18 protein-coding genes are annotated in these 19,066 nt (G+C 41.5%); 13 read left to right on the top strand and 5 right to left on the bottom strand.

Annotated elements, in window-relative coordinates; genetic code table 11:
- The first annotated feature begins 174 nt into the window (after positions 1 to 174).
- The 4 genes from JZ787_RS14210 (at position 175) to JZ787_RS14195 (ending at position 8,293) form a co-directional block, all read left to right on the top strand.
- Complete coding sequence (locus JZ787_RS14210; RefSeq protein ID WP_279679140.1) at positions 175 to 1,875, top strand: NAD-dependent malic enzyme; 1,701 nt, start codon at positions 175 to 177, stop codon at positions 1,873 to 1,875.
- Positions 1,876 to 2,026: 151 nt separating this feature from the next.
- On the top strand, positions 2,027 to 5,341 hold the full coding sequence (locus tag JZ787_RS14205; protein ID WP_346312650.1) for a type VI secretion system Vgr family protein: 3,315 nt from the start codon (positions 2,027 to 2,029) through the stop codon (positions 5,339 to 5,341).
- A 2-nt stretch (positions 5,342 to 5,343) separates the two neighbouring features.
- Positions 5,344 to 7,530 carry a LysM peptidoglycan-binding domain-containing protein gene (locus tag JZ787_RS14200; RefSeq protein ID WP_125281506.1) on the top strand — a complete coding sequence of 729 codons (2,187 nt, stop codon included), beginning with the start codon at positions 5,344 to 5,346 and terminating at the stop codon, positions 7,528 to 7,530.
- A 4-nt stretch (positions 7,531 to 7,534) separates the two neighbouring features.
- The gene (locus JZ787_RS14195; protein WP_078389781.1) at positions 7,535 to 8,293 is read left to right on the top strand and encodes a hypothetical protein; all 759 of its coding nucleotides are present in this window, start codon (positions 7,535 to 7,537) and stop codon (positions 8,291 to 8,293) included.
- 45 nt (positions 8,294 to 8,338) lie between these two features.
- Here JZ787_RS14195 and JZ787_RS14190 read toward each other — a convergent pair whose 3' ends face one another.
- Positions 8,339 to 9,259 carry a Dyp-type peroxidase gene (locus JZ787_RS14190; RefSeq protein ID WP_346312649.1) on the bottom strand — a complete coding sequence of 307 codons (921 nt, stop codon included), beginning with the start codon at positions 9,257 to 9,259 and terminating at the stop codon, positions 8,339 to 8,341.
- A gap of 161 nt (positions 9,260 to 9,420) precedes the next feature.
- Between JZ787_RS14190 and JZ787_RS14185 the strand changes: the two genes are divergently transcribed.
- Positions 9,421 to 10,041, top strand: a complete 621-nt coding sequence (locus tag JZ787_RS14185) for a LysE family transporter (protein WP_346312648.1) — start codon at positions 9,421 to 9,423, stop codon at positions 10,039 to 10,041.
- On the opposite strand, the gene JZ787_RS14180 is transcribed toward JZ787_RS14185, so the two are convergent.
- Genes JZ787_RS14180 through JZ787_RS14165 form a run of 4 tightly spaced genes read right to left on the bottom strand, consistent with a single transcriptional unit; the run spans position 10,022 to position 12,589 of the window.
- On the bottom strand, positions 10,022 to 10,519 hold the full coding sequence (locus JZ787_RS14180) for a DUF523 domain-containing protein (protein WP_346312647.1): 498 nt from the start codon (positions 10,517 to 10,519) through the stop codon (positions 10,022 to 10,024). The genes JZ787_RS14185 and JZ787_RS14180 overlap by 20 nt on opposite strands.
- Before the next feature lie 4 nt (positions 10,520 to 10,523).
- The gene (znuB, locus tag JZ787_RS14175; protein ID WP_004984031.1) at positions 10,524 to 11,324 is read right to left on the bottom strand and encodes a zinc ABC transporter permease subunit ZnuB; all 801 of its coding nucleotides are present in this window, start codon (positions 11,322 to 11,324) and stop codon (positions 10,524 to 10,526) included.
- A gap of 3 nt (positions 11,325 to 11,327) precedes the next feature.
- Entirely contained in the window at positions 11,328 to 12,110 is a 783-nt protein-coding gene (gene znuC, locus JZ787_RS14170) for a zinc ABC transporter ATP-binding protein ZnuC (RefSeq protein ID WP_346312646.1), read from the bottom strand.
- On the bottom strand, positions 12,095 to 12,589 hold the full coding sequence (locus JZ787_RS14165; protein WP_058868677.1) for a transcriptional repressor: 495 nt from the start codon (positions 12,587 to 12,589) through the stop codon (positions 12,095 to 12,097). Before JZ787_RS14165 ends, znuC begins: the two co-directional genes overlap by 16 nt.
- 141 nt (positions 12,590 to 12,730) lie before the next feature.
- Between JZ787_RS14165 and JZ787_RS14160 the strand changes: the two genes are divergently transcribed.
- The 8 genes from JZ787_RS14160 to atpG all read left to right on the top strand — a co-directional run bounded on the left by JZ787_RS14160 (position 12,731) and on the right by atpG (position 19,058).
- A complete protein-coding gene (locus JZ787_RS14160) occupies positions 12,731 to 13,570 on the top strand; it encodes a zinc ABC transporter substrate-binding protein (protein WP_125274321.1) in 840 nt (279 codons plus the stop codon).
- A gap of 171 nt (positions 13,571 to 13,741) precedes the next feature.
- Positions 13,742 to 14,140, top strand: coding sequence for an ATP synthase subunit I (locus JZ787_RS14155; protein WP_086210813.1), 399 nt, complete (start codon positions 13,742 to 13,744; stop codon positions 14,138 to 14,140).
- 107 nt (positions 14,141 to 14,247) lie between these two features.
- Positions 14,248 to 15,123, top strand: a complete 876-nt coding sequence (atpB, locus tag JZ787_RS14150) for a F0F1 ATP synthase subunit A (protein WP_004684418.1) — start codon at positions 14,248 to 14,250, stop codon at positions 15,121 to 15,123.
- 84 nt (positions 15,124 to 15,207) lie between these two features.
- Entirely contained in the window at positions 15,208 to 15,453 is a 246-nt protein-coding gene (gene atpE / locus JZ787_RS14145) for a F0F1 ATP synthase subunit C (protein ID WP_000424060.1), read from the top strand.
- Positions 15,454 to 15,491: 38 nt separating this feature from the next.
- A complete protein-coding gene (locus JZ787_RS14140) occupies positions 15,492 to 15,962 on the top strand; it encodes a F0F1 ATP synthase subunit B (protein WP_004684420.1) in 471 nt (156 codons plus the stop codon).
- A 12-nt stretch (positions 15,963 to 15,974) separates the two neighbouring features.
- Complete coding sequence (locus JZ787_RS14135; RefSeq protein WP_004984037.1) at positions 15,975 to 16,511, top strand: F0F1 ATP synthase subunit delta; 537 nt, start codon at positions 15,975 to 15,977, stop codon at positions 16,509 to 16,511.
- A gap of 44 nt (positions 16,512 to 16,555) precedes the next feature.
- The gene (gene atpA, locus JZ787_RS14130) at positions 16,556 to 18,100 is read left to right on the top strand and encodes a F0F1 ATP synthase subunit alpha (RefSeq protein ID WP_004684423.1); all 1,545 of its coding nucleotides are present in this window, start codon (positions 16,556 to 16,558) and stop codon (positions 18,098 to 18,100) included.
- An 88-nt stretch (positions 18,101 to 18,188) separates the two neighbouring features.
- Positions 18,189 to 19,058, top strand: a complete 870-nt coding sequence (gene atpG / locus JZ787_RS14125) for a F0F1 ATP synthase subunit gamma (protein WP_004984038.1) — start codon at positions 18,189 to 18,191, stop codon at positions 19,056 to 19,058.
- The last annotated feature ends 8 nt before the right edge of the window (positions 19,059 to 19,066 follow it).

The raw sequence follows: 19,066 nt of genomic DNA, 5'->3' as shown, positions 1-19,066 counted from the left end.
TTGGCTGAAAGACTGCCACAAACTTGATTTTTATTTTCAGACTAAATCGCTTTGATAATTGCATCACGCTTATAAATATCAAAAGATGCGCAAATGGCGCTAAGCTAGTAGCCGAATTAGATGCATAGATTCTCCCCATAGGTTCATCTAAATCTATGTATAACGAGATAGGTAATGACGACAGAATATTTAAAGACAAAACAACCCTTATACATCCCTTATGCGGGCAATACCTTACTTGAGTTGCCGCTGTTAAATAAAGGATCCGCATTTACGGAAGAAGAGCGCACTCGCTTCAACTTGCATGGTTTAATTCCGCATGTTGAAGAAAGCATTGAAGAACAAAGTCAGCGTTCTTATCAACAGTACTGTGCTTTTAATGATGCGATCAATAAGCACATTTATTTGCGTAACATTCAAGACACCAACGAAACCTTGTTCTATCACCTCATTGAAAACCATTTAAGTGAGATGATGCCGATCATCTATACCCCAACGGTGGGTGAGGCCTGTCAGCGTTTCTCGGATATTTATCGCCGCCATCGTGGCACATTTATTTCCTATCCAGACCGTGCGCATATTGATGACATCTTGCATAACATCAATAAGAAAAATGTCAAAGTTATTGTGATTACCGACGGCGAGCGTATTTTAGGCTTGGGTGACCAAGGCATTGGCGGAATGGGTATTCCGATTGGAAAATTGTCGCTATATACCGCGTGTGGGGGTATTAGCCCAGCTTATACGTTACCAATTACCCTCGATGTCGGTACCAATAATCAGCAGTTACTCAATGACCCGATTTATATGGGTTGGAATCAACCGCGCATCAGTGGTGATGAGTACTATGCTTTTGTTGATGAAGTGATTGCTGCGATCAAGCGTCGTTGGCCGAAAGCCTTAATTCAATTTGAAGATTTTGCGCAAAATAATGCCATGCCGTTATTGAATAAGTACCGTGATGAAATCTGTTGTTTTAATGATGATATTCAAGGTACCGCAGCCGTTTCTGTGGGCAGTTTGATTGCTGCATCACGTGCGGCAGGTAAACAGCTCAAAGATCAAACCGTTGCCTTCTTAGGTGCGGGTTCAGCAGGCTGTGGGATTGCTGAGCAAATTGTTGCACAGATGAAAGTTGAAGGTTTAACTGATGCCGAAGCGCGTGCACGCGTGTATATGGTCGATCGTTTTGGTTTAATCACTGAAAATCAGCCGAATCTACTCGATTTCCAACGTAAATTGGCGCAAAAGCCAAATGTGATAGCGCAATGGGGCAATGCTGAAGAAGTGATTTCACTGCTCGATGTTGTGAAAAATGCCAAACCTACCGTGTTGATTGGGGTATCGGGTCAGCCAGGCTTATTCACTGAAGAAGTAATTCGCACTTTGGCTTCGAACTGTGATCGTCCGATTGTATTGCCACTGTCTAACCCAACTTCGCGTGTCGAAGCAGTACCAGCAGATATTATTCACTGGACGGATGGCAAAGCTTTGATTGCGACAGGCAGTCCTTTTGCCCCTGTCAATTATCAAGGCAAAATTTATAATATTTCGCAGTGCAATAACTCATATATCTTCCCGGGCATTGGGTTAGGCGTGATTGCCGCTAATGCAACCCGTGTGACCGATTCGATGTTGATTGCATCGAGTAATGCTTTGGCAGATTGCTCACCGATGTTGACCAACCCTACAGCAGATTTATTGCCTGAGATTGATGAAATTCAGAAAGTCTCTAAGCTGATAGCCTTTAAAGTGGCTAAAGCAGCAATGGATGCAGGTGTAGCCCCGATTATTAGTGATGAGCAATTGCAACACGCGATTGAGAAAAACTTCTGGAAGCCAGAGTATCGTCACTATAAACGTGTTGCCTTCTAAAGCTTAAAATGAGATCAAACAAAAAGGAGCATGATGCTCCTTTTTGTTTTTTGAGAGCTACGGCTTCATTAACATTATTTTACTAGATTAAAAAAAAGACATTTTGTACACTCCGCGCACAAGTATAAAAACCAATAACTTAACAATGATCATGTTCAATTCTATTTATAAAATGCTGGAATCCTTTGGATTCGGCTCACAAAAACGTGCTTTGCATATTCATTTTTCCAATTCGGCTTTGAACACACAGGTGTTTATTCAGCGCATTGAGGGCGAGCACAGAATCAATCAAGGCTTAAAAGCTGAAATTCTATGTCTATCGACCAATGCTTATCTGCCTTTAAAACAGTTTATTGGTGGGCGTGTCGCGGTTGATCAGGTCACGGATGTGGGGCAGCTTTCTCGTCTGACGGGGGTGATTACCAGTGCCAGTCAGGGGCAAAGTGATGGTGCGCTAACTGTTTATAAACTTACCGTTGAAGATGCAACAGCACTGTGGCATAAGCGCAGAAACAGTCGCGTGTTTATGAGTAAAAGTGTTCGTGAAATCACTGAAACTCTGTTTAGCGAATGGCAAAGTCACAGTACGTTATTTGCAGCCAGCTTAAGTCTGAACTTAGACGGTTTGAGCCGTGATTATGATGTACGACCCTTTGTCATGCAGTCTAATGAAACCGACGCTGAGTTTCTCACTCGACTATGGCGGAGTGAAGGGATTAATTGGTTGATCGATGAACAAGCTCCGACGGTGCTCAGTTCGTCGGAACCGATTCAGGCACAGCAACTTCGTTTGATGGATGATAATCAAGCTTTTACAGCACTGGGCCGCCGAAAGATTCGTTTCCACCGCAGCCATGCCACTGAGCCTTTTGATAGCATCACCAGTTTTATTGCTGAACGTCACTTACAATCCACCACGGTACAGACGCAGCGTTGGCAAGCGCAACATTTAGCTCAAGATCAGAGTCAGGCTGTATTGAGTGCACATCAGCATAGTGATCAACAAGACAATGAAAGTTTGGGTCTGGAACAAGTCTGGTGTGTCAGTCCAGCATGGACGGCTGATCTACAAGGTGAGGATCAGGCCACGTCTGCTAATAGCAGTCAACTAGATCGTCTCAACCAACAACTGAACCAATATCATGAGCTTCAGGCCAAATATTTCACAGCAAAAAGTAGCGTTCGAGATGCGCAAGTGGGCTATTGGTTTGAAATGGTGGATCATCCTGAAATAGAACAGCATGTGTCCGCAGAGCGTGAATTTCTCATTTTAGGCAAAGTTTTTTATAACCAAAATAATTTACCCAAAGAGTTATTACAGCAAATCAATCTGTTATTAAAAGGAAGTCGCTGGCAAGGTCTGAATGAGGAACGGCAAGCCAATGAACTCTTTGTCGTACGCCGTGAGGTCAAAATTGTTCCTGAATATCAAGCGTGGATACACCGTCCAGCAGCCTATCCTTTACGTGCCAAAGTTGTCGGGCCTGAAGGGGAAGAAATTTATGTGGATGCATGGGGACGGATTAAAGTTCGCTTTATGTTTACACGTAGTGATGACCATGCTCATGATGGTGGGGCGGGTGCAAATGACAATGACACGGACTCGGCTTGGGTCGATGTATTGACCCCATGGGCGGGTGAGGGGTATGGCGCACGTTTTCATCCGCGTGTTGGAGAAATTGTGGTCATCGACTTCTTTGAGGGGGATGTCGATCGACCCTTTGTAGTAGGACGCATTCATGAGGCCGAGCGCCACCAAACCATGTTTGATGTGAAAGGGACATTGCCTGCGACGAAAAAACTCAGCGGGATTCGTTCACAAGAGGTTGCAGGGCAAGGCTTTAACCAACTGCGTTTTGATGATACGACAGGGCAAATTAGTGTGCAGCTACACAGCAGTCATGGAGCGAGTCAGCTCAATCTCGGTAACCTCAGTCATCCAAAAGAAACTGAGAACAGTGATGGGCGTGGTGAGGGGTTTGAGCTAAGAACGGATCAATGGGGAGCCATGCGTGCAGGCAAAGGCCTCTTGATTAGTACCTATGCACAGGATCAAGCGGTCGCAGATCATTTGGCTGCATCCGAAGCCCAGTCCATCTTGCAGCAAGGTCATGACAGTATGCACATGCTGAGTACTTTGGCTGTTAAACAACAGACTGATGCACTGAATGTGATCAATCGTCTGCCTAAATTGATTCAGTCTGTAGAGCTAAAAGGGGCCAATCAAGCCCTCCAAGCAACTGTTGGTTTATTTAAAACTGCAGTCAGTCAGGATCCGATTTCGGCATTAAAAACGTGTGGTGGTTTTATTGAGGATATTCAAAAATTTGGTCAAGACACAGACAATTTGATCAATGAATTTAAAGATTATTTTCAGGATGCAGAGGCTTCAATAGAAAATTTAAAAGCCTTTATTGATAACCTCGAAGAACATGGTACAGATGCTTTAAAAAGTCAGTTGCAAGGCGTGAAAGACAAATTGAATGCGGATCCACTCGGCGCTTTAAAAGATGTTGGTAAAGTGATTGCGAATGTTGATATGAGAGACTTTGACCTGACCAGTGCTTGCGGAAGCTTTAATAAAGGCAGCAAATTGGATGTTAATCCCATGCAGGCATTGGGCTCCATGCAAGGTTTTATGGAGACATATGCTCAAGAGGCAGAGCAAACGCAGGATACTCAGAATCAAGCTCAAGCGAAGATCTTTCGTCAGGCTTTAATGCTGCTGGCTTCCCCCAATGGTATTGCTTTAACGACGCCTGAAGATATTGTTTTACAAGCTTCTCAAGACATTGCTGAAAGCGCACAGGGGTCCATTAACTTAAGTGCCCAGAAGAATATTATTGCGCATGCGCAGGATAAAGTGAGCTTATTTGCTGCACAAAAAGGGCTAAAAGCATTTGCAGCAAAAGGAAAAGTCGAATTACAGGCACAAGATGATGCGATAGAGGCGATTGCGCGTAAGGTGATTAAGCTAATTTCAACAGAAGATAAAATAGAAATAACCAGTCCGAAAGAAATTGTACTGACTGCTGGTGGTTCACAGCTCAAAATTAATGGGGATGGGATTTTTACGACAACAGGTGGAAAGTTTGAAAGTAAGGCGGGTCAGCATAGTTTTGTGGGTGGTGCAAAAGTATCTTATGAGGTTCCTGAATTACCTTGCTCTTCTACTTTTAGCAATCGGCTAGATATTTATAATTTATTTTGGGCAAGTGATTTTAATCAGCTCAGTTACAAAGCTTTTATTCCTGAGACAAATGCATTTATTGCAGGGGTAATAGATGAACATGGCCGTACAGGAAAAATTAACACATCAGACCCAACAAAAGTCCAAGTACTTGTTGGGTCTGATGGTGAATGGGGTTTACGAGTCGAAAGTTTTGATGAAGATGATTTTAGTATTGATAAAAATGTAAATGGTGAGAATTTAGAAATAAATCATAATGAAAATAATAAGGATTAGAAATGAATAAAAAATCATTGGTTACTATACAAATTTTAGATTTATTTGGAAGCCCAATTCCTAAAGTTCAATATAAAGTGACGAACCAAAGGACTGGACAGGTTATTGCAGCTGGTGCAACAAATTCTAAAGGGTGCATTGTTGAAATTAGCCGAGATAAAGGTACAGCATTAGATGTTCATGTCAAAAGTATGTTTGATGGTTTAATGCTAAAAGTCCAAAGCTTTGTTATGTCGAGAGATAGGATGATTGTAAAGATTACGAGCCCTAAAGTTCTTTTAAACTTAACGACATTTACTAATCAGGGAAGTAATGGAGAATATAAAAGAAAAACACATGTTGTGAAAAAAGGAGAAACTTTATTTGATATCGCTCAGAAAAATAATACGACAGTTCGTGCATTAGAACGCCTAAATAAGATAGATGATCCAAATAAGATTTATATTGGTCAAGTGATTAAGTTGGAAGTAAATATTCCAGCTGCAGGAAATCATGTGCATCAACAAAAAGCAAAATCAGCCACACAACCAAAAAATCAATCGTCCCCTAGTACAACATCAAAAATATCTCAGAGGCAAAAAGCAAAAAAGCCTTCTCAGGCGAGCCCGCAAAAAAAGCAAGGTGATGGGCTTTTTTCAGGAAATTTAGGTAATGAAATCTTAAATAAGGTGAATGAGCTTTATGAAGAGGGTAAGAATATACTCAATGAAACTGTCAATTTAGGCTCTAAAATCCCGACAGTTGAAGACCGTAGCCAAGAGAGTGGAACACCCAAAACGAATACTGAAAATTTATGTAAAACCAATCCTCAATGTATTTCATCAGGTAAAAGTGAATTAATTAGAGAAATTAATATTCGTTTAGCTGGGTTTGGTGGTGCATTACCCACAGATGAGTTTACTAACTTAACAGCTGCTTGTATTAGGCAATTTCAGAGAGATTATATGGGGGTGATTGAAACTGGAAAAATTTGTGGAAGTGTTTTATCCGCTTTGGATAAGTTTTACTATGAGTATCCAATAGCAAGTTTTATGGCGAAGGCTTCTTGTCCGTGTGGTGAGTGTTTAGGGTATGGTAATAATATTAGAGGGGTGAAATCAGGATTAAATACTGCAAATGAGTATCCAGGTTTACATAGGTCTTTAATATGGGTGTTGAAGGCATTAAGTTTTTATCTAAAAAATGATTTTAAATCTGAAAATATCGAAGTAGCATATATAGAGTCCGGGTATAGGTGTATCGAGAGTAATAAACAAAAGAAAAGAACTAGTGTTAACCATATGGGACTAGCTTTAGATATACATTTTAATAAAAATGGAGTTAGAACTACAGCTCCTCAAGATATGAATAAAATACGTAAAAGAATATTAGTAGCTAAGATGAATGCTTCAGAACAAAGACAAGATGATAAAATTTATATGGAGCCAGAAAAGTTTAATGATGGTTCTTCGGGAGCAAGTACATGGGTACATTACGATGTGACAAAATTTTCAATGGTTGCTAGAAATGAAATTTATTTTAAAAAAACAGTTAAAGATCTAAATGGAGAATTATTCTCTGTTCTACTAAAAGAAATAAATAAGCAATCTTTACTCAGTTGTTCTGGTATTATCTTTAAAAATGAAGCTCCTAAATCTAATATTTTAGAAAGTGAGTTGATTTTATCGAATCAAGATATTATTGATATTATGAAGGTAACGGAGACTGAAGTAATTAAATTTAAAAATGAAAATAATTTTAAACAACAAGCTGCTGGAGTTGTAGATACTATATTAAATAGGACGAAATCTGGTGTATGGGGAGGTACTGTGAGAAATGTTGTCAATGCACATCGTCAGTTCTCTAAAATAACAGGACCTAAAAGTTTAGAGCCATATGGTTCTGTTCAAAATATGCCAATGTCTGCTGTTAGCTCAAGGATAAAAAATTTCGTGAATAGTTATTTGATTGAAAGAGCAAATGGTCGCCCATCCATTGTGGGGGGGCATTTGAATTATGCAAATAAATATTATTCTGATGAATATAATCGAAAAGCATGGGTCAATGTTTTTCATGATAAAGCTGTTAGAGATGGTCTAATTTTTGGTCATGGAAAAGCAATTCATGCACATGGTACAGTTTCTGAATTAAAAGATAGTATTCCAAAACCATTTAAATTAAGACTTCCAGATAATTTTAAAGGAATTTAATACCATGTTTAATTTTAATTTTTTTTATTTAATTTTTTTTATAGGATTAGGTTTTCTGAATGTGGCATGTGCAAAAACTAGCACAAATGGCTGCAATTCAAATAATGTTGAGGAAAAATTTCAATGTATTAGAAAAGAAAATTTTCTTCTTGAAAAAGAGTTGAAGAAATTAAAAAACAATGAAAGAAAAGATTTTACCCTATGGAAAAAAGGTATTGAGAATAGATGTGAGAGTAAAAAATCTTATACTCTAGGGGAGGGTGTTGGATTGGTAAAGGAAGAGTGTTATAGGGGGGAATACATAAACAGGTTAAATGAAATTGGAAGAGATAATGGTAGAGTTTTAAAAGCAATTAATAAAAAAAATGATGATGGATTTTCTGTAACTTTATTACCTTATAATAGTGATGATCACATCAACTGTATTTTGAAAAATAGTAAGACTGGTTGTGATAAAGTAAATTTAATTGATGTTTCTGCTTTATTGAAAGTTTATAACGAACTTGATGAAAATTATGGTAGTTCAGTTATCTTTCCTGAATCAAAAAATGGTGTGATCTTAATAGCATCTCCATCGTCTTCTGACTCTGGTCGCGCTGTAATTAATCTTACCTCAGTAAATGCATTGGGACTATTTAAAAAAATCACTATAGATGCTTCCAACAATATAACAATTAATGAAAACTATGAAATCTTTTATACAAAGAATGGGAAGTTGTTGAAAATTACTCTGAATAATAATGGAGAGTTTGTTGTTAATTGATTAAATTAGGAGTAACTAAAAATGATAGTTACTCCTAATTTAAACTCACCCTTCCAACACTGCTTCCAACAACTCTTCGCTCGGCGCAAAATAATAAGCACCGTCAACAGGAGTCACAAAATGAAGCATACGGTCATGAATTCCATCACCACTGGTGCCGAACATACGCAGTAACATCGCATCAATAATGTTTAAATCTTTCGTATAGGCAATAAAAAATAAACCTTGCTCACCTTTACCATCGCCATAAGGAAGCGAGTGACGTAGGATTTCCATTTCTTCGCCTTCATCATCTTCAACCACGACACGTGCAACGTGAGAATTTTCAGGCTTAACGTCATCATCTAGTTCAATACTTTCAAGTTTTGTCCTTCCAAAGACTTGCTCTTGAGCATCAACTTTTAATTTTTTCCACTTTTCCAAATCATGACAATAGCGCTGTGCAAAGATAAAAGAGCCATCTGCGAATACTCCTGCATCTTCACTTAATAAAGTCGTTGCAGCACGATCATCGGGGAACTGCGGGTTTTCAGTACCATCAATAAAACCAGTCAAATCTCGACCATCAAAATTGCGGAAACAGACTCGTTCATCTAAAACATCAACTTTATCTTGGATGCCTTCAAAGAACGACTGGCTAAGGGCAAAACAAATATCGGTACGCTGAGACGCAATATGAATTAAAACATCCGCAGGTGAAACAGGCATATTGAAAGAGCCATAAATGGGCTCTAGCTGTTTAAACCCTGCAGGCGCAGTAGGGTGAAGTTGTGCCCAAAGTTCAGGACCAAAAGCAACAGCTGTTTTAATCTGCGCATGTGGATGTTGTGTAATAAGGCGATCACGGGTGGAAAATAAATCTTCTAATTTTTCTTTAAGTTCATCAATACTTAAATCTTTTAAACGTAAAACAATAAAACGGGCATGATCTGAAGGTAATGGTAGAATTACAGATTGGGCGGTCATTCATGGCTCCTAAAAAAATTGTTATTTCTATTGGCTGTACTTATTGTGCCTTATGCCGTTTCAGCTTCATAGCCTTAAGTGATAAATTCATTGATGAATAATAAACCCTAAAAGCATGAAAGATCATATAATCTAAAGGTCATTTTTTTCTCAATACCACTATGTCATTTCAAATTTGGCTGGGCTTTGTACTCGCATGTTGGATCATTAGTATTTCTCCAGGGGCAGGGGCCATTGCGTCAATGTCAAGTGGCCTCAACTACGGTTTTCGGCATGGTTATTGGAATGCGCTGGGTTTACAACTCGCCTTGTTGGTACAAATCGGTATTGTGGCGGCTGGGGTAGGGGTGCTCTTTGCCACAACGCCTTGGGCATTTTGGGCCGTGAAGTGGTTTGGTGTGGCTTATTTGTTGTATTTGGCTTATTTACAATGGATGGCAACCATCCAATCGATTGAAATTCAACAAGAACAACCGACTAAATCGCGTTCCAAATTGGTGATGTATGGCTTTTTGGTCAATATGAGCAATCCCAAAGCAATCGTATTTTTATTGGCAGTTTTACCGCAATTTTTGGATTTGTCTAAACCGCAGTGGAGTCAGTATGCGGTGATGGCCGTCACGATGGTTACGATTGATTTGATTGTGATGGCAGGATATACGGGATTGGCAGCGAAAGTTTTAAAACTCTTAACATCACCGCGACAGCAAAAATATCTCAATCGTACTTTCGCAGTATTGTTCAGTTGTGCGGCGGGACTGCTTAGTTTGGTTCATCAGTAAGTTTAGTCTGCGTCAATTCTACTAAAAACTGTTGTTCGGTAACCACATGTATACCGTGCTGACGAAATAGGGCGGCAGTGATTCCTTCCCCTACAATTTTTTGCCCAGTAAATGAGCCATCATAGATGCCATCACTGCCACAGGATGGGCTATTGGCTTTGAGCACGGCATGGGTAACGTGATTGGCTTGCGCTAATGTTAAAGCTTTGTAGGCACCTTGAATAAAGACATCGCTAATCTGCTGACCATCTGAGGAAAAAACCTGTGCGTGGCCTAATAAAACATCAGCACCTGACCCGTGGCGAATTTCTGCTGGGGGACGCGGGGTTGGAAGTCCTGCACTGACTTCAGGACATAAGCTGACATAATTTTTATCGAGCAAGGCTTCAACTAACTGAGTGACTAAGCAGTCTTTGCCGTCATAACGGACTTTTTGTCCGAGTAGACATGCGCTGATAAAATAACGTTTATGGCTCATTTAGTTATGTCAGTTTTTTAAACTTCTGCGCGATAAAAATCAACGCAAACAAAATCGACATGGTTAAGACAATGCTGAGTCCTGTAGAAGTATTTAGCCCTGCACTGGACCATAAACCAACCGTCACCCCAATTTGCGCAATCACAAAGGCCCAAATCACCATTTGTTTTGGAGAGTGGGCAAGCAGTCGAGCGGTAAGTGCTGGAATGACAAGCAAGGCACCCATCAGTAAAGAACCTACTGCACGAAGCGCTAAAATGGTAAATAAAGCCAGTAGCAACATAAAAATCAAACGTTGCCATTTCGCACTGACACCTTCACTGACGGCCATATCAGGATCGATCGCGATTTGAATTTGAGCTTGCCAACTTTTATAAAGCACTGCCAATGCAACAACAATAACTGTGGCAAAAACGGGCAGGTCTGCCCATGTGATCGTGAGCAAATCACCAAATAAATAGCTGAGTAGCTCAGGTCTTAAGCTTGGAATATGTTGAATAAACATCAGACCCGAGCAGAGCAAGGTCGCAGAACAGAGTGCGAGTAATGCGTCATTCGGTAACCGTGGATCATGCAAAACCCAAAGGATCGCCACCAACAAGCCCGCAATAAAAGCCACACCCATCCACAGGGGCAACGCCATTGCTCCTGCAATCGCGACACCCAGTAACGTGCCATGTGCCATGGTGTCGGCAAAGAATGACATGCGACGCCATAGCATCAAACAGCCCAGTGGTGCAGTCAAAAAGACCAGAAGCGTGCCCATAATCCATGCAGGCAACAGCAGTTGTAACCATTCCATCATGACTTAAGCTTCCGGTTCAGGGTGAATGTGTGGGCGAGCGTCATGCTGACAAAGCGTTGCACTATCACCATGTGCGCAGTGATCATGATGATGTTGATAGAACACGCGGTTAGTACCAAAAATGGCTTGATACTCAGGGTGTTGTTGCACACTTTCAGGCAGGCCACTACAACAAATGTGTTTATTCAAACACACCACACGATGAGTTCCTTGCATGACCCACTGCAAATCATGTGAAACCATGAGCACAGCACAACCATATTTGGCGGGTAAACTGCGCACATAGTCGTACAGCTCAGCCTCAGACTGAATGTCTAAGCCCTGCATCGGTTCATCGAGAACCAAAATATCGGGTTGACGTAACAGTGCACGAGCCAGTAAAACGCGTTGTCGTTCCCCACCTGAAAGCTGCTGTACTTTGGAATTTTCAAGTTTGCTGATCCCAGTATCGTGGATAATTTCTTGCTTAATTACAGGATCACATTTTTCCAAAGCCAATAGGTCTTTCACCCTAAGCGGTAGGCTATGTGAGGGATTAAATTTTTGTGGTACATAAGAAAACTTGAGTGGCTTTGTTGTTTTAATTTCGCCAGCATTAGGGTGCACAATACCCAACAGCACTTTAATGAGCGTGGATTTCCCTGCACCATTTGGCCCAATCAGGGTCACAATTTCCCGTTCATGTAAGACAAAATCGACATGCTTTAAAATGTCGCGTTCATCGATACGAACACTAATTTGGGAGAGTTCGACCAGAACAGGATCGAGGCTTATTTGTGGCGACACTGCTGACAAATTCCTGAAATTTCGATAATGCTATGTTGTGCCGTAAAACCATCGGCTGCGGAAAGTGCATCGAGTTGTTGTAATAATCCTTGTGCAGAGGCCTCGGTCACTGATTTGCAATCAGTGCAAATGAGAAAGGCTGCTTGATGGCCTTCACGGGGATGGCAACACGGAATATAGGCATTAATCGAGGTGAGTCGGTGAATGAGGCCTTTTTCTAATAAAAAGTCTAAGGTGCGGTACACCGTCGGTGGGGCAGCAGGTCGGTCGGCATTACTTTTAATTTTAGCCAACAAGTCATACGCACCCATTGGGCCTGTCGCATTTAGGATCAGTGCCAAAACTTCTTTTCTTAAGGGGGTTAGGCGCGCACCAGTTGCTGCACACAAGACTTCTGCTTCAGCCAAACGCGTCTCAACGTTGTGATGACCATGCACATCATGTAAAGCATGGTGGTGTTCGTGAGAACAAGCGCTCATAACAAACCTCAAGTGCAAAATTTATAAAAGAAAAACGACATTAAATCTTAACATGAAGCGCAGAGAGTTTCGATTAGGCATAGGTATTTTTGTCGATTTGTTATATTATAACACTAATTGTATTTCTAGTGATTGCTCCCCATGTCCCGTTTCTTGGCTTTTTTTGCGTTTGCGCTGTTTAGTAGTGTTGCTTGGACGCAAGACTTGGTTGTTTCTACACAGCCGATTTACTTGATTGCACAGGAAGTGACAAAAGGCATTGAAAAACCAACCTTATTGTTGGCTGATCAATCTGGACATGATGTGAGTTTGACCCCAATGCATCGTAAAATCATTCAGGATGCAGGCTTGGTTATTTGGTTGGGACGAGCACATGAAGCACCGCTGGATAAACTCCTGACCCCCAATGATAAAGCAGTTTCTATTTTAGATTCAGGCATTATCAATGCCTTACCACTACGAAATACCCGTGGTGATGCCTTAAAAAATACCATTGATACCCATGTTTGGCTTGACCCAAACAATGCGGTACGTATCGGTTTCTTTATTGCAGGCCTGCGTTCACAGCAGATGCCTGAGTATAAGGAGCGCTACTGGAACAATGCCAAAATCTTTGCTCAGAAAATGTTGCAAGCCTCAGCTATATATAGTCAAAGTACCCAAGCTCGCCCGTATTGGTCTTTTCATGATGCCTATCAATACCTGGAGCGACCTTTAAACTTACGCTTTGCAGGCGCCTTGACAGATGACCCACATATTGCCCCTACGGTTGCGCAAATCAAATACTTAAATGACAGCCGCCCTTATTCAAAGATGTGCCTTTTGGCCGAAGTGCATGCCAGTCAAGCACAATATCAAAAGTTGAACCCATTGGTTTTCCAAGCGGTTGACGAAAGCATGACTGGGGCAGGGGATTTTGTCAGCGCATGGAAGCAATTGGCCGATCATGTGCATAAATGTGTGCTAAATGCGCGAAAGTAACGCAAAAATTAAACAATAATTGATTAGTTTAAAAGCAATTTAAACATAGAAAAAAACTCGACTTAGGTCGGGAAAAGATTGCATGTTCAGGGGTGTAACTCTATAATGCCTGCGATTAAAAATAATCATCAGCTAAACTTGTCAAGCATGATTGTTGTGAGTGAATAAATAATGAGCCGAACTAGTCGCTTGATTGACCGACGATTAGCGAAAGCTTTAGTCCTCTTACAAGCATGTATGATTCCTGTTTCAGCCTTGATCGGCTGGGTCCTGAAAGACTCAACCGCAGCCCTGAGTGCAGCATTAGGTGCGCTCGTGTGTTGGCTTGCGACTTGCTATTTTTCATGGCAGTCGTTTCGAGCAGCAGGAGCTCGCGCCTCTAAACAAGTTCTTGCGAACATGTATAAAGGCATGATGGGTAAGTTTGCAATTGTGATTGTTGGTTTCATTTTAATTTTAAGCAATGTCAAACCGTTGTCAGCGGTGGCGTTGTTTTGTGGTTTTATGCTCGTTCAAACCATGACGTGGGTTGCTCCATTTTGGGTGTCGCGTCAACAAAAACGAGTTTAATAAGCACTACAAAAAATTGAAAAGTTTTTTAGGAGATGGACGAGATATCAAGCAGCACGCGATGTTCGTTCTCTCTATTTGTATTTGACATTGACCAGGTGTGATTTATGGCTGCTGAAGAACATGCCCTTACTTCGACCGAGTATATCAAGCATCACTTGACGAATATGACTTATGGCAAAATGCCAGACGGTTCATGGAAGTTGGCTGAGACTGCTGAAGAAGCTCAACAGATGGGGTTCACTGCTATTCACTTGGATTCAATGGGTTGGTCTATCACTCTTGGTGTGATTTTCTGTTTGTTGTTCTGGTGCGTAGCGAAAGCTGCAAACTCTGGTGTTCCAACCAAGTTCCAGTCTGCAATTGAAATGATCATTGAGTTTGTGGACTCAAGTGTTCGCGACACTTTCCATGGCAAATCACGCTTAATTGCGCCACTTGCATTGACCATTTTCGTGTGGATTTTCCTCATGAACGCAATGGACTTAATCCCAGTTGACTTTATTCCGTATACAGCTCAACTGATTGGTGCAAGTGTATTTGGTATGGATCCTCATCACGTTTACTTCAAGGTTGTACCTTCTACAGATCCAAACATTACCCTAGGTATGTCTTTATCTGTATTTGTATTGATCTTGTTCTACAGTATTCGCGAAAAGGGGATTGGTGGTTTCGTTGGCGAATTAGCACTTAACCCATTTAACCCAAGTAACCCAGTTGCAAAAGCGTTATTGATTCCAGTGAATTTAATTCTTGAATTAGTAACATTCCTTGCACGTCCAGTTTCATTGGCTCTGCGACTTTTCGGTAACATGTATGCAGGTGAGTTAATCTTCATCCTTATCGCATTATTACCGTTCTGGATCCAATGGGCGTTGTCTGTGCCTTGGGCGATCTTCCACATTCTTGTTATCACGCTACAAGCATTCATCTTTATGATGCTGACTATCGTATACTTGAGCATGGCAAGCGAAAAGCATTAATGGTAATGCCTAACTATCACTGGATGGTTGGGCGCACAATTTTTTAATTTAATTTGGTATAAACCTAACCTCTGAGGAATTATCATGGAACTCACTTTAGGTCTAGTTGCAATTGCATCTGCTATCTTGATCGCTTTTGGTGCTTTAGGTACTGCGATTGGTTTTGGTCTTTTAGGCGGTCGCTTCCTTGAAGCTGTTGCACGTCAACCAGAATTGGCTCCACAACTTCAAACTCGTATGTTCTTAATCGCGGGTCTTCTTGATGCTGTGCCTATGATCGGTGTTGGTATTGGCTTGTTCTTCATCTTTGCTAATCCATTTGTAGGTTAATCAGCTTAATTCCTAAATTAAACTATTGAGGAATAGCAATGAATATCAACCTCACATTGATTGGCCAAGCGATTGCATTTGCGATGTTTGTCGCATTCTGCATGAAATTTGTATGGCCACCACTAATCAATGCGATTAGTGAGCGTCAGCGTAAAATCGCTGATGGCTTAAACGCTGCTGAAAAAGCAAAAGCTGATCTTGCGGATGCGCAAGCTCAAGTGAAAGCTGAATTAGATGCAGCGAAAGCGCAAGCGGCTCAATTGATCGAACAAGCGAACCGTCGCGGTGCACAATTGGTAGAAGAAGCTCGTACTCAAGCGTCAGCTGAAGGTGAGCGTATTCGTCAACAAGCAAAAGAAGCTGTTGATACAGAAATCAATTCTGCTCGTGAAGAATTACGTCAACAAGTTGCTGATCTTGCAGTAACAGGCGCTGAGAAAATTCTTAGCCAAAAAGTTGATGCTGAAGCTCACAATGCCATGCTGACTCAGCTGGCTGCTAAACTTTAAGAGAGGCGGATTATGGCTGAACTCTTGACGTTGGCACGCCCGTACGCTAAAGCAGCATTTGCTTACGCTTCTGAGCAAAATGCAACTGACTCTTGGTCATCTGCATTGAACTTGCTCAGTGCTGCGGTGCAAGACGAAGCATTTTCAGCTTTCTTAACTCGCCCTGAGCTTACTCCTGCTGAGCAGGTAAGTCTTTTTGCAAAAGTATTAGGCGAAGACCAAACTGCAGCAGTGTCAAACTTTTTGACATTGCTTGCTGAAAACAACCGTTTGGCGCTTCTTCCTGAAATTTCTGCTGAATACGAGCAGCTCAAATCACAGAATAACAATACTGTGGATGTAGTGATTGAATCTGCATTCCCATTAACTTCTGTACAAGAACAATTACTTGCACATGCTTTAGAGAAAAAATTCGAAGCTGCAGTAAATGTTTCTGTAGAAGTTAAACCAGAGCTTATTGCTGGTGTTGTTATTCGTGCAGGCGACCAAGTGATAGATGATTCTGCGCTTAACAAGCTAGAAAAAATGCGGACTCGTCTTCTTGCTTAATTGCATATGAAGACTGAACTTTAAAAAGATTGAGGTATAGCGCAATGCAACAACTGAATCCATCCGAGATCAGTGCGCTCATTAAACAGCGTATCGGCGATCTGGACACCAGCGCGACCGCTAAAAACGAAGGGACCATTGTTATGGTTTCCGACGGTATTGTGCGTATTCACGGCCTTGCTGATGCAATGTACGGTGAAATGATCGAATTCGACGGCGGCTTATACGGTATGGCACTGAACCTAGAACAGGATTCAGTGGGCGTCGTTGTTTTAGGTAACTACTTAAGCCTTCAAGAAGGTCAAAAAGCGCGTTGCACAGGTCGTGTATTAGAAGTTCCGGTTGGTCCAGAACTTTTAGGCCGTGTAGTAGATGCTTTAGGTAACCCAATTGATGGTAAAGGCCCAATTGATGCAAAATTAACTGATGCTGTTGAAAAAGTAGCACCAGGCGTAATTTGGCGTCAATCAGTGGATCAACCTGTACAAACTGGTTATAAATCAGTAGATACAATGATCCCTGTAGGCCGTGGTCAGCGTGAGTTGATCATTGGTGACCGTCAAACTGGTAAAACAGCGATGGCGATCGATGCGATCATCGCTCAGAAAAACTCTGGCATTAAATGTGTATACGTAGCTATTGGTCAAAAACAATCGACTATTGCTAACGTTGTGCGCAAGCTAGAAGAAACTGGCGCTATGGCGTATACCACTGTTGTAGCAGCAGCTGCAGCCGATCCAGCAGCAATGTTGTACTTGGCTCCATACTCTGGCTGTACAATGGGTGAATACTTCCGTGACCGCGGTGAAGATGCACTAATCATTTATGATGATTTGTCTAAGCAAGCTGTTGCTTACCGTCAAATTTCATTGTTATTACGTCGTCCACCAGGTCGTGAAGCGTATCCAGGTGACGTATTCTATCTTCACTCTCGTCTTCTTGAGCGTGCTTCGCGCGTTTCTGCTGACTATGTTGAGAAATTCACGAATGGTGAAGTTAAAGGCCAAACTGGTTCATTAACTGCATTGCCAATCATTGAAACTCAAGCGGGTGACGTATCTGCATTCGTACCAACGAACGTAATTTCGATCACTGACGGTCAGATCTTCCTTGAAACATCATTATTCAACGCAGGTATTCGTCCTGCTGTGAACGCGGGTATCTCGGTATCTCGTGTTGGTGGTTCAGCGCAGACTAAGATCATCAAAAAATTGTCTGGTGGTATCCGTACTGCTTTGGCGCAATACCGTGAATTGGCAGCGTTTGCTCAGTTCGCTTCTGACCTTGATGAAGCGACTCGTAAGCAACTTGAACATGGTCAACGTGTAACTGAATTAATGAAGCAAAAACAATATGCTCCATATTCAATTGCTGACCAAGCTGTTTCAATTTATGCATCTAACGAAGGCTACATGGCTGACGTTGAAGTGAAGAAAATCGTAGACTTTGATGCTGCGTTAATCTCTTACTTCCGTTCAGAAAATGCTGCGTTAATGCAAAACATCGATGAAACTGGTGATTACAACAAAGACATCGAAGCTGCAATCAAAGCAGGTATTGAAAGCTTTAAAGCGACTCAAACTTACTAATTTCAACTTCAGTTGGATTTAGTTTTGGTTTGGTTCACGGATCAACCTTCGAGGGCTCGAAAGGGCCTTCGAATACTAGGTTAAGCGTATGGCAAATTTAAAAGAAATTCGCGCCAAAGTAGCTAGTATCAAAAGCACGCAGAAAATTACTCGCGCGATGCAGATGGTAGCAGCTTCTAAGATGCGTCGTGCGCAAGAGCGCATGGCTCAAGGCCGTCCGTATGCCGAAAATATGCACCGTGTAATTGCTCACTTGGTTCAAGCGAATCCTGAATACAAACACCGTTATATGGTTGAACGCCCGGTTAAGCGCGTTGGCTATATCATTGTGTCTTCAGATCGTGGCCTTGCTGGTGGTTTGAACATTAACTTGTTCAAAAAAGTGGTTAAACACGTACAACAGCAACAAGAGCAGTCAATTGAAGTTCAATTTGCTTTAATTGGTCAAAAAGCGGTTTCGTTTTTTAAAAACTACGGCGGTAAAGTGCTGGGTGCTACGACAAATGTCGGTGATACACCAAGCCTTGAACAGTTATCTGGTTCTGTACAGGTGATGTTAGACGCATTTGATAAAGGCGAGTTAGATCGTATTTATCTTGTGTCAAACGGCTTTGTCAATGCCATGACTCAAAATCAAAAAATCGAACAACTTGTTCCTTTAGCAACTGCTGAAGAAAACAAGACCCTTAACCGTCAATACGGTTGGGATTATATCTATGAGCCTGAAGCTGAAGAGCTTTTAAATGGCTTATTGGTTCGTTATATCGAGTCTGTGGTATATCAAGGCGTGATCGAAAACATCGCGTGTGAGCAGTCAGCTCGTATGGTTGCAATGAAAGCTGCAACGGACAACGCAGGTGATTTGATCAAGAGCCTACAACTTATTTATAACAAGCTGCGTCAAGCCGCGATTACTCAGGAAATTTCTGAGATCGTTGGTGGTGCCGCTGCCGTTTAACATTATTT

The organism is Acinetobacter sp. BWR-L5 (genome assembly GCF_039655985.1).
In the GTDB taxonomy this organism is placed as follows: Bacteria; Pseudomonadota; Gammaproteobacteria; order Pseudomonadales; family Moraxellaceae; genus Acinetobacter; species Acinetobacter johnsonii.
The sequence above is the reverse complement of the archived record's forward strand: the minus strand, read 5'-3'. Positions and strand labels throughout refer to the sequence as shown.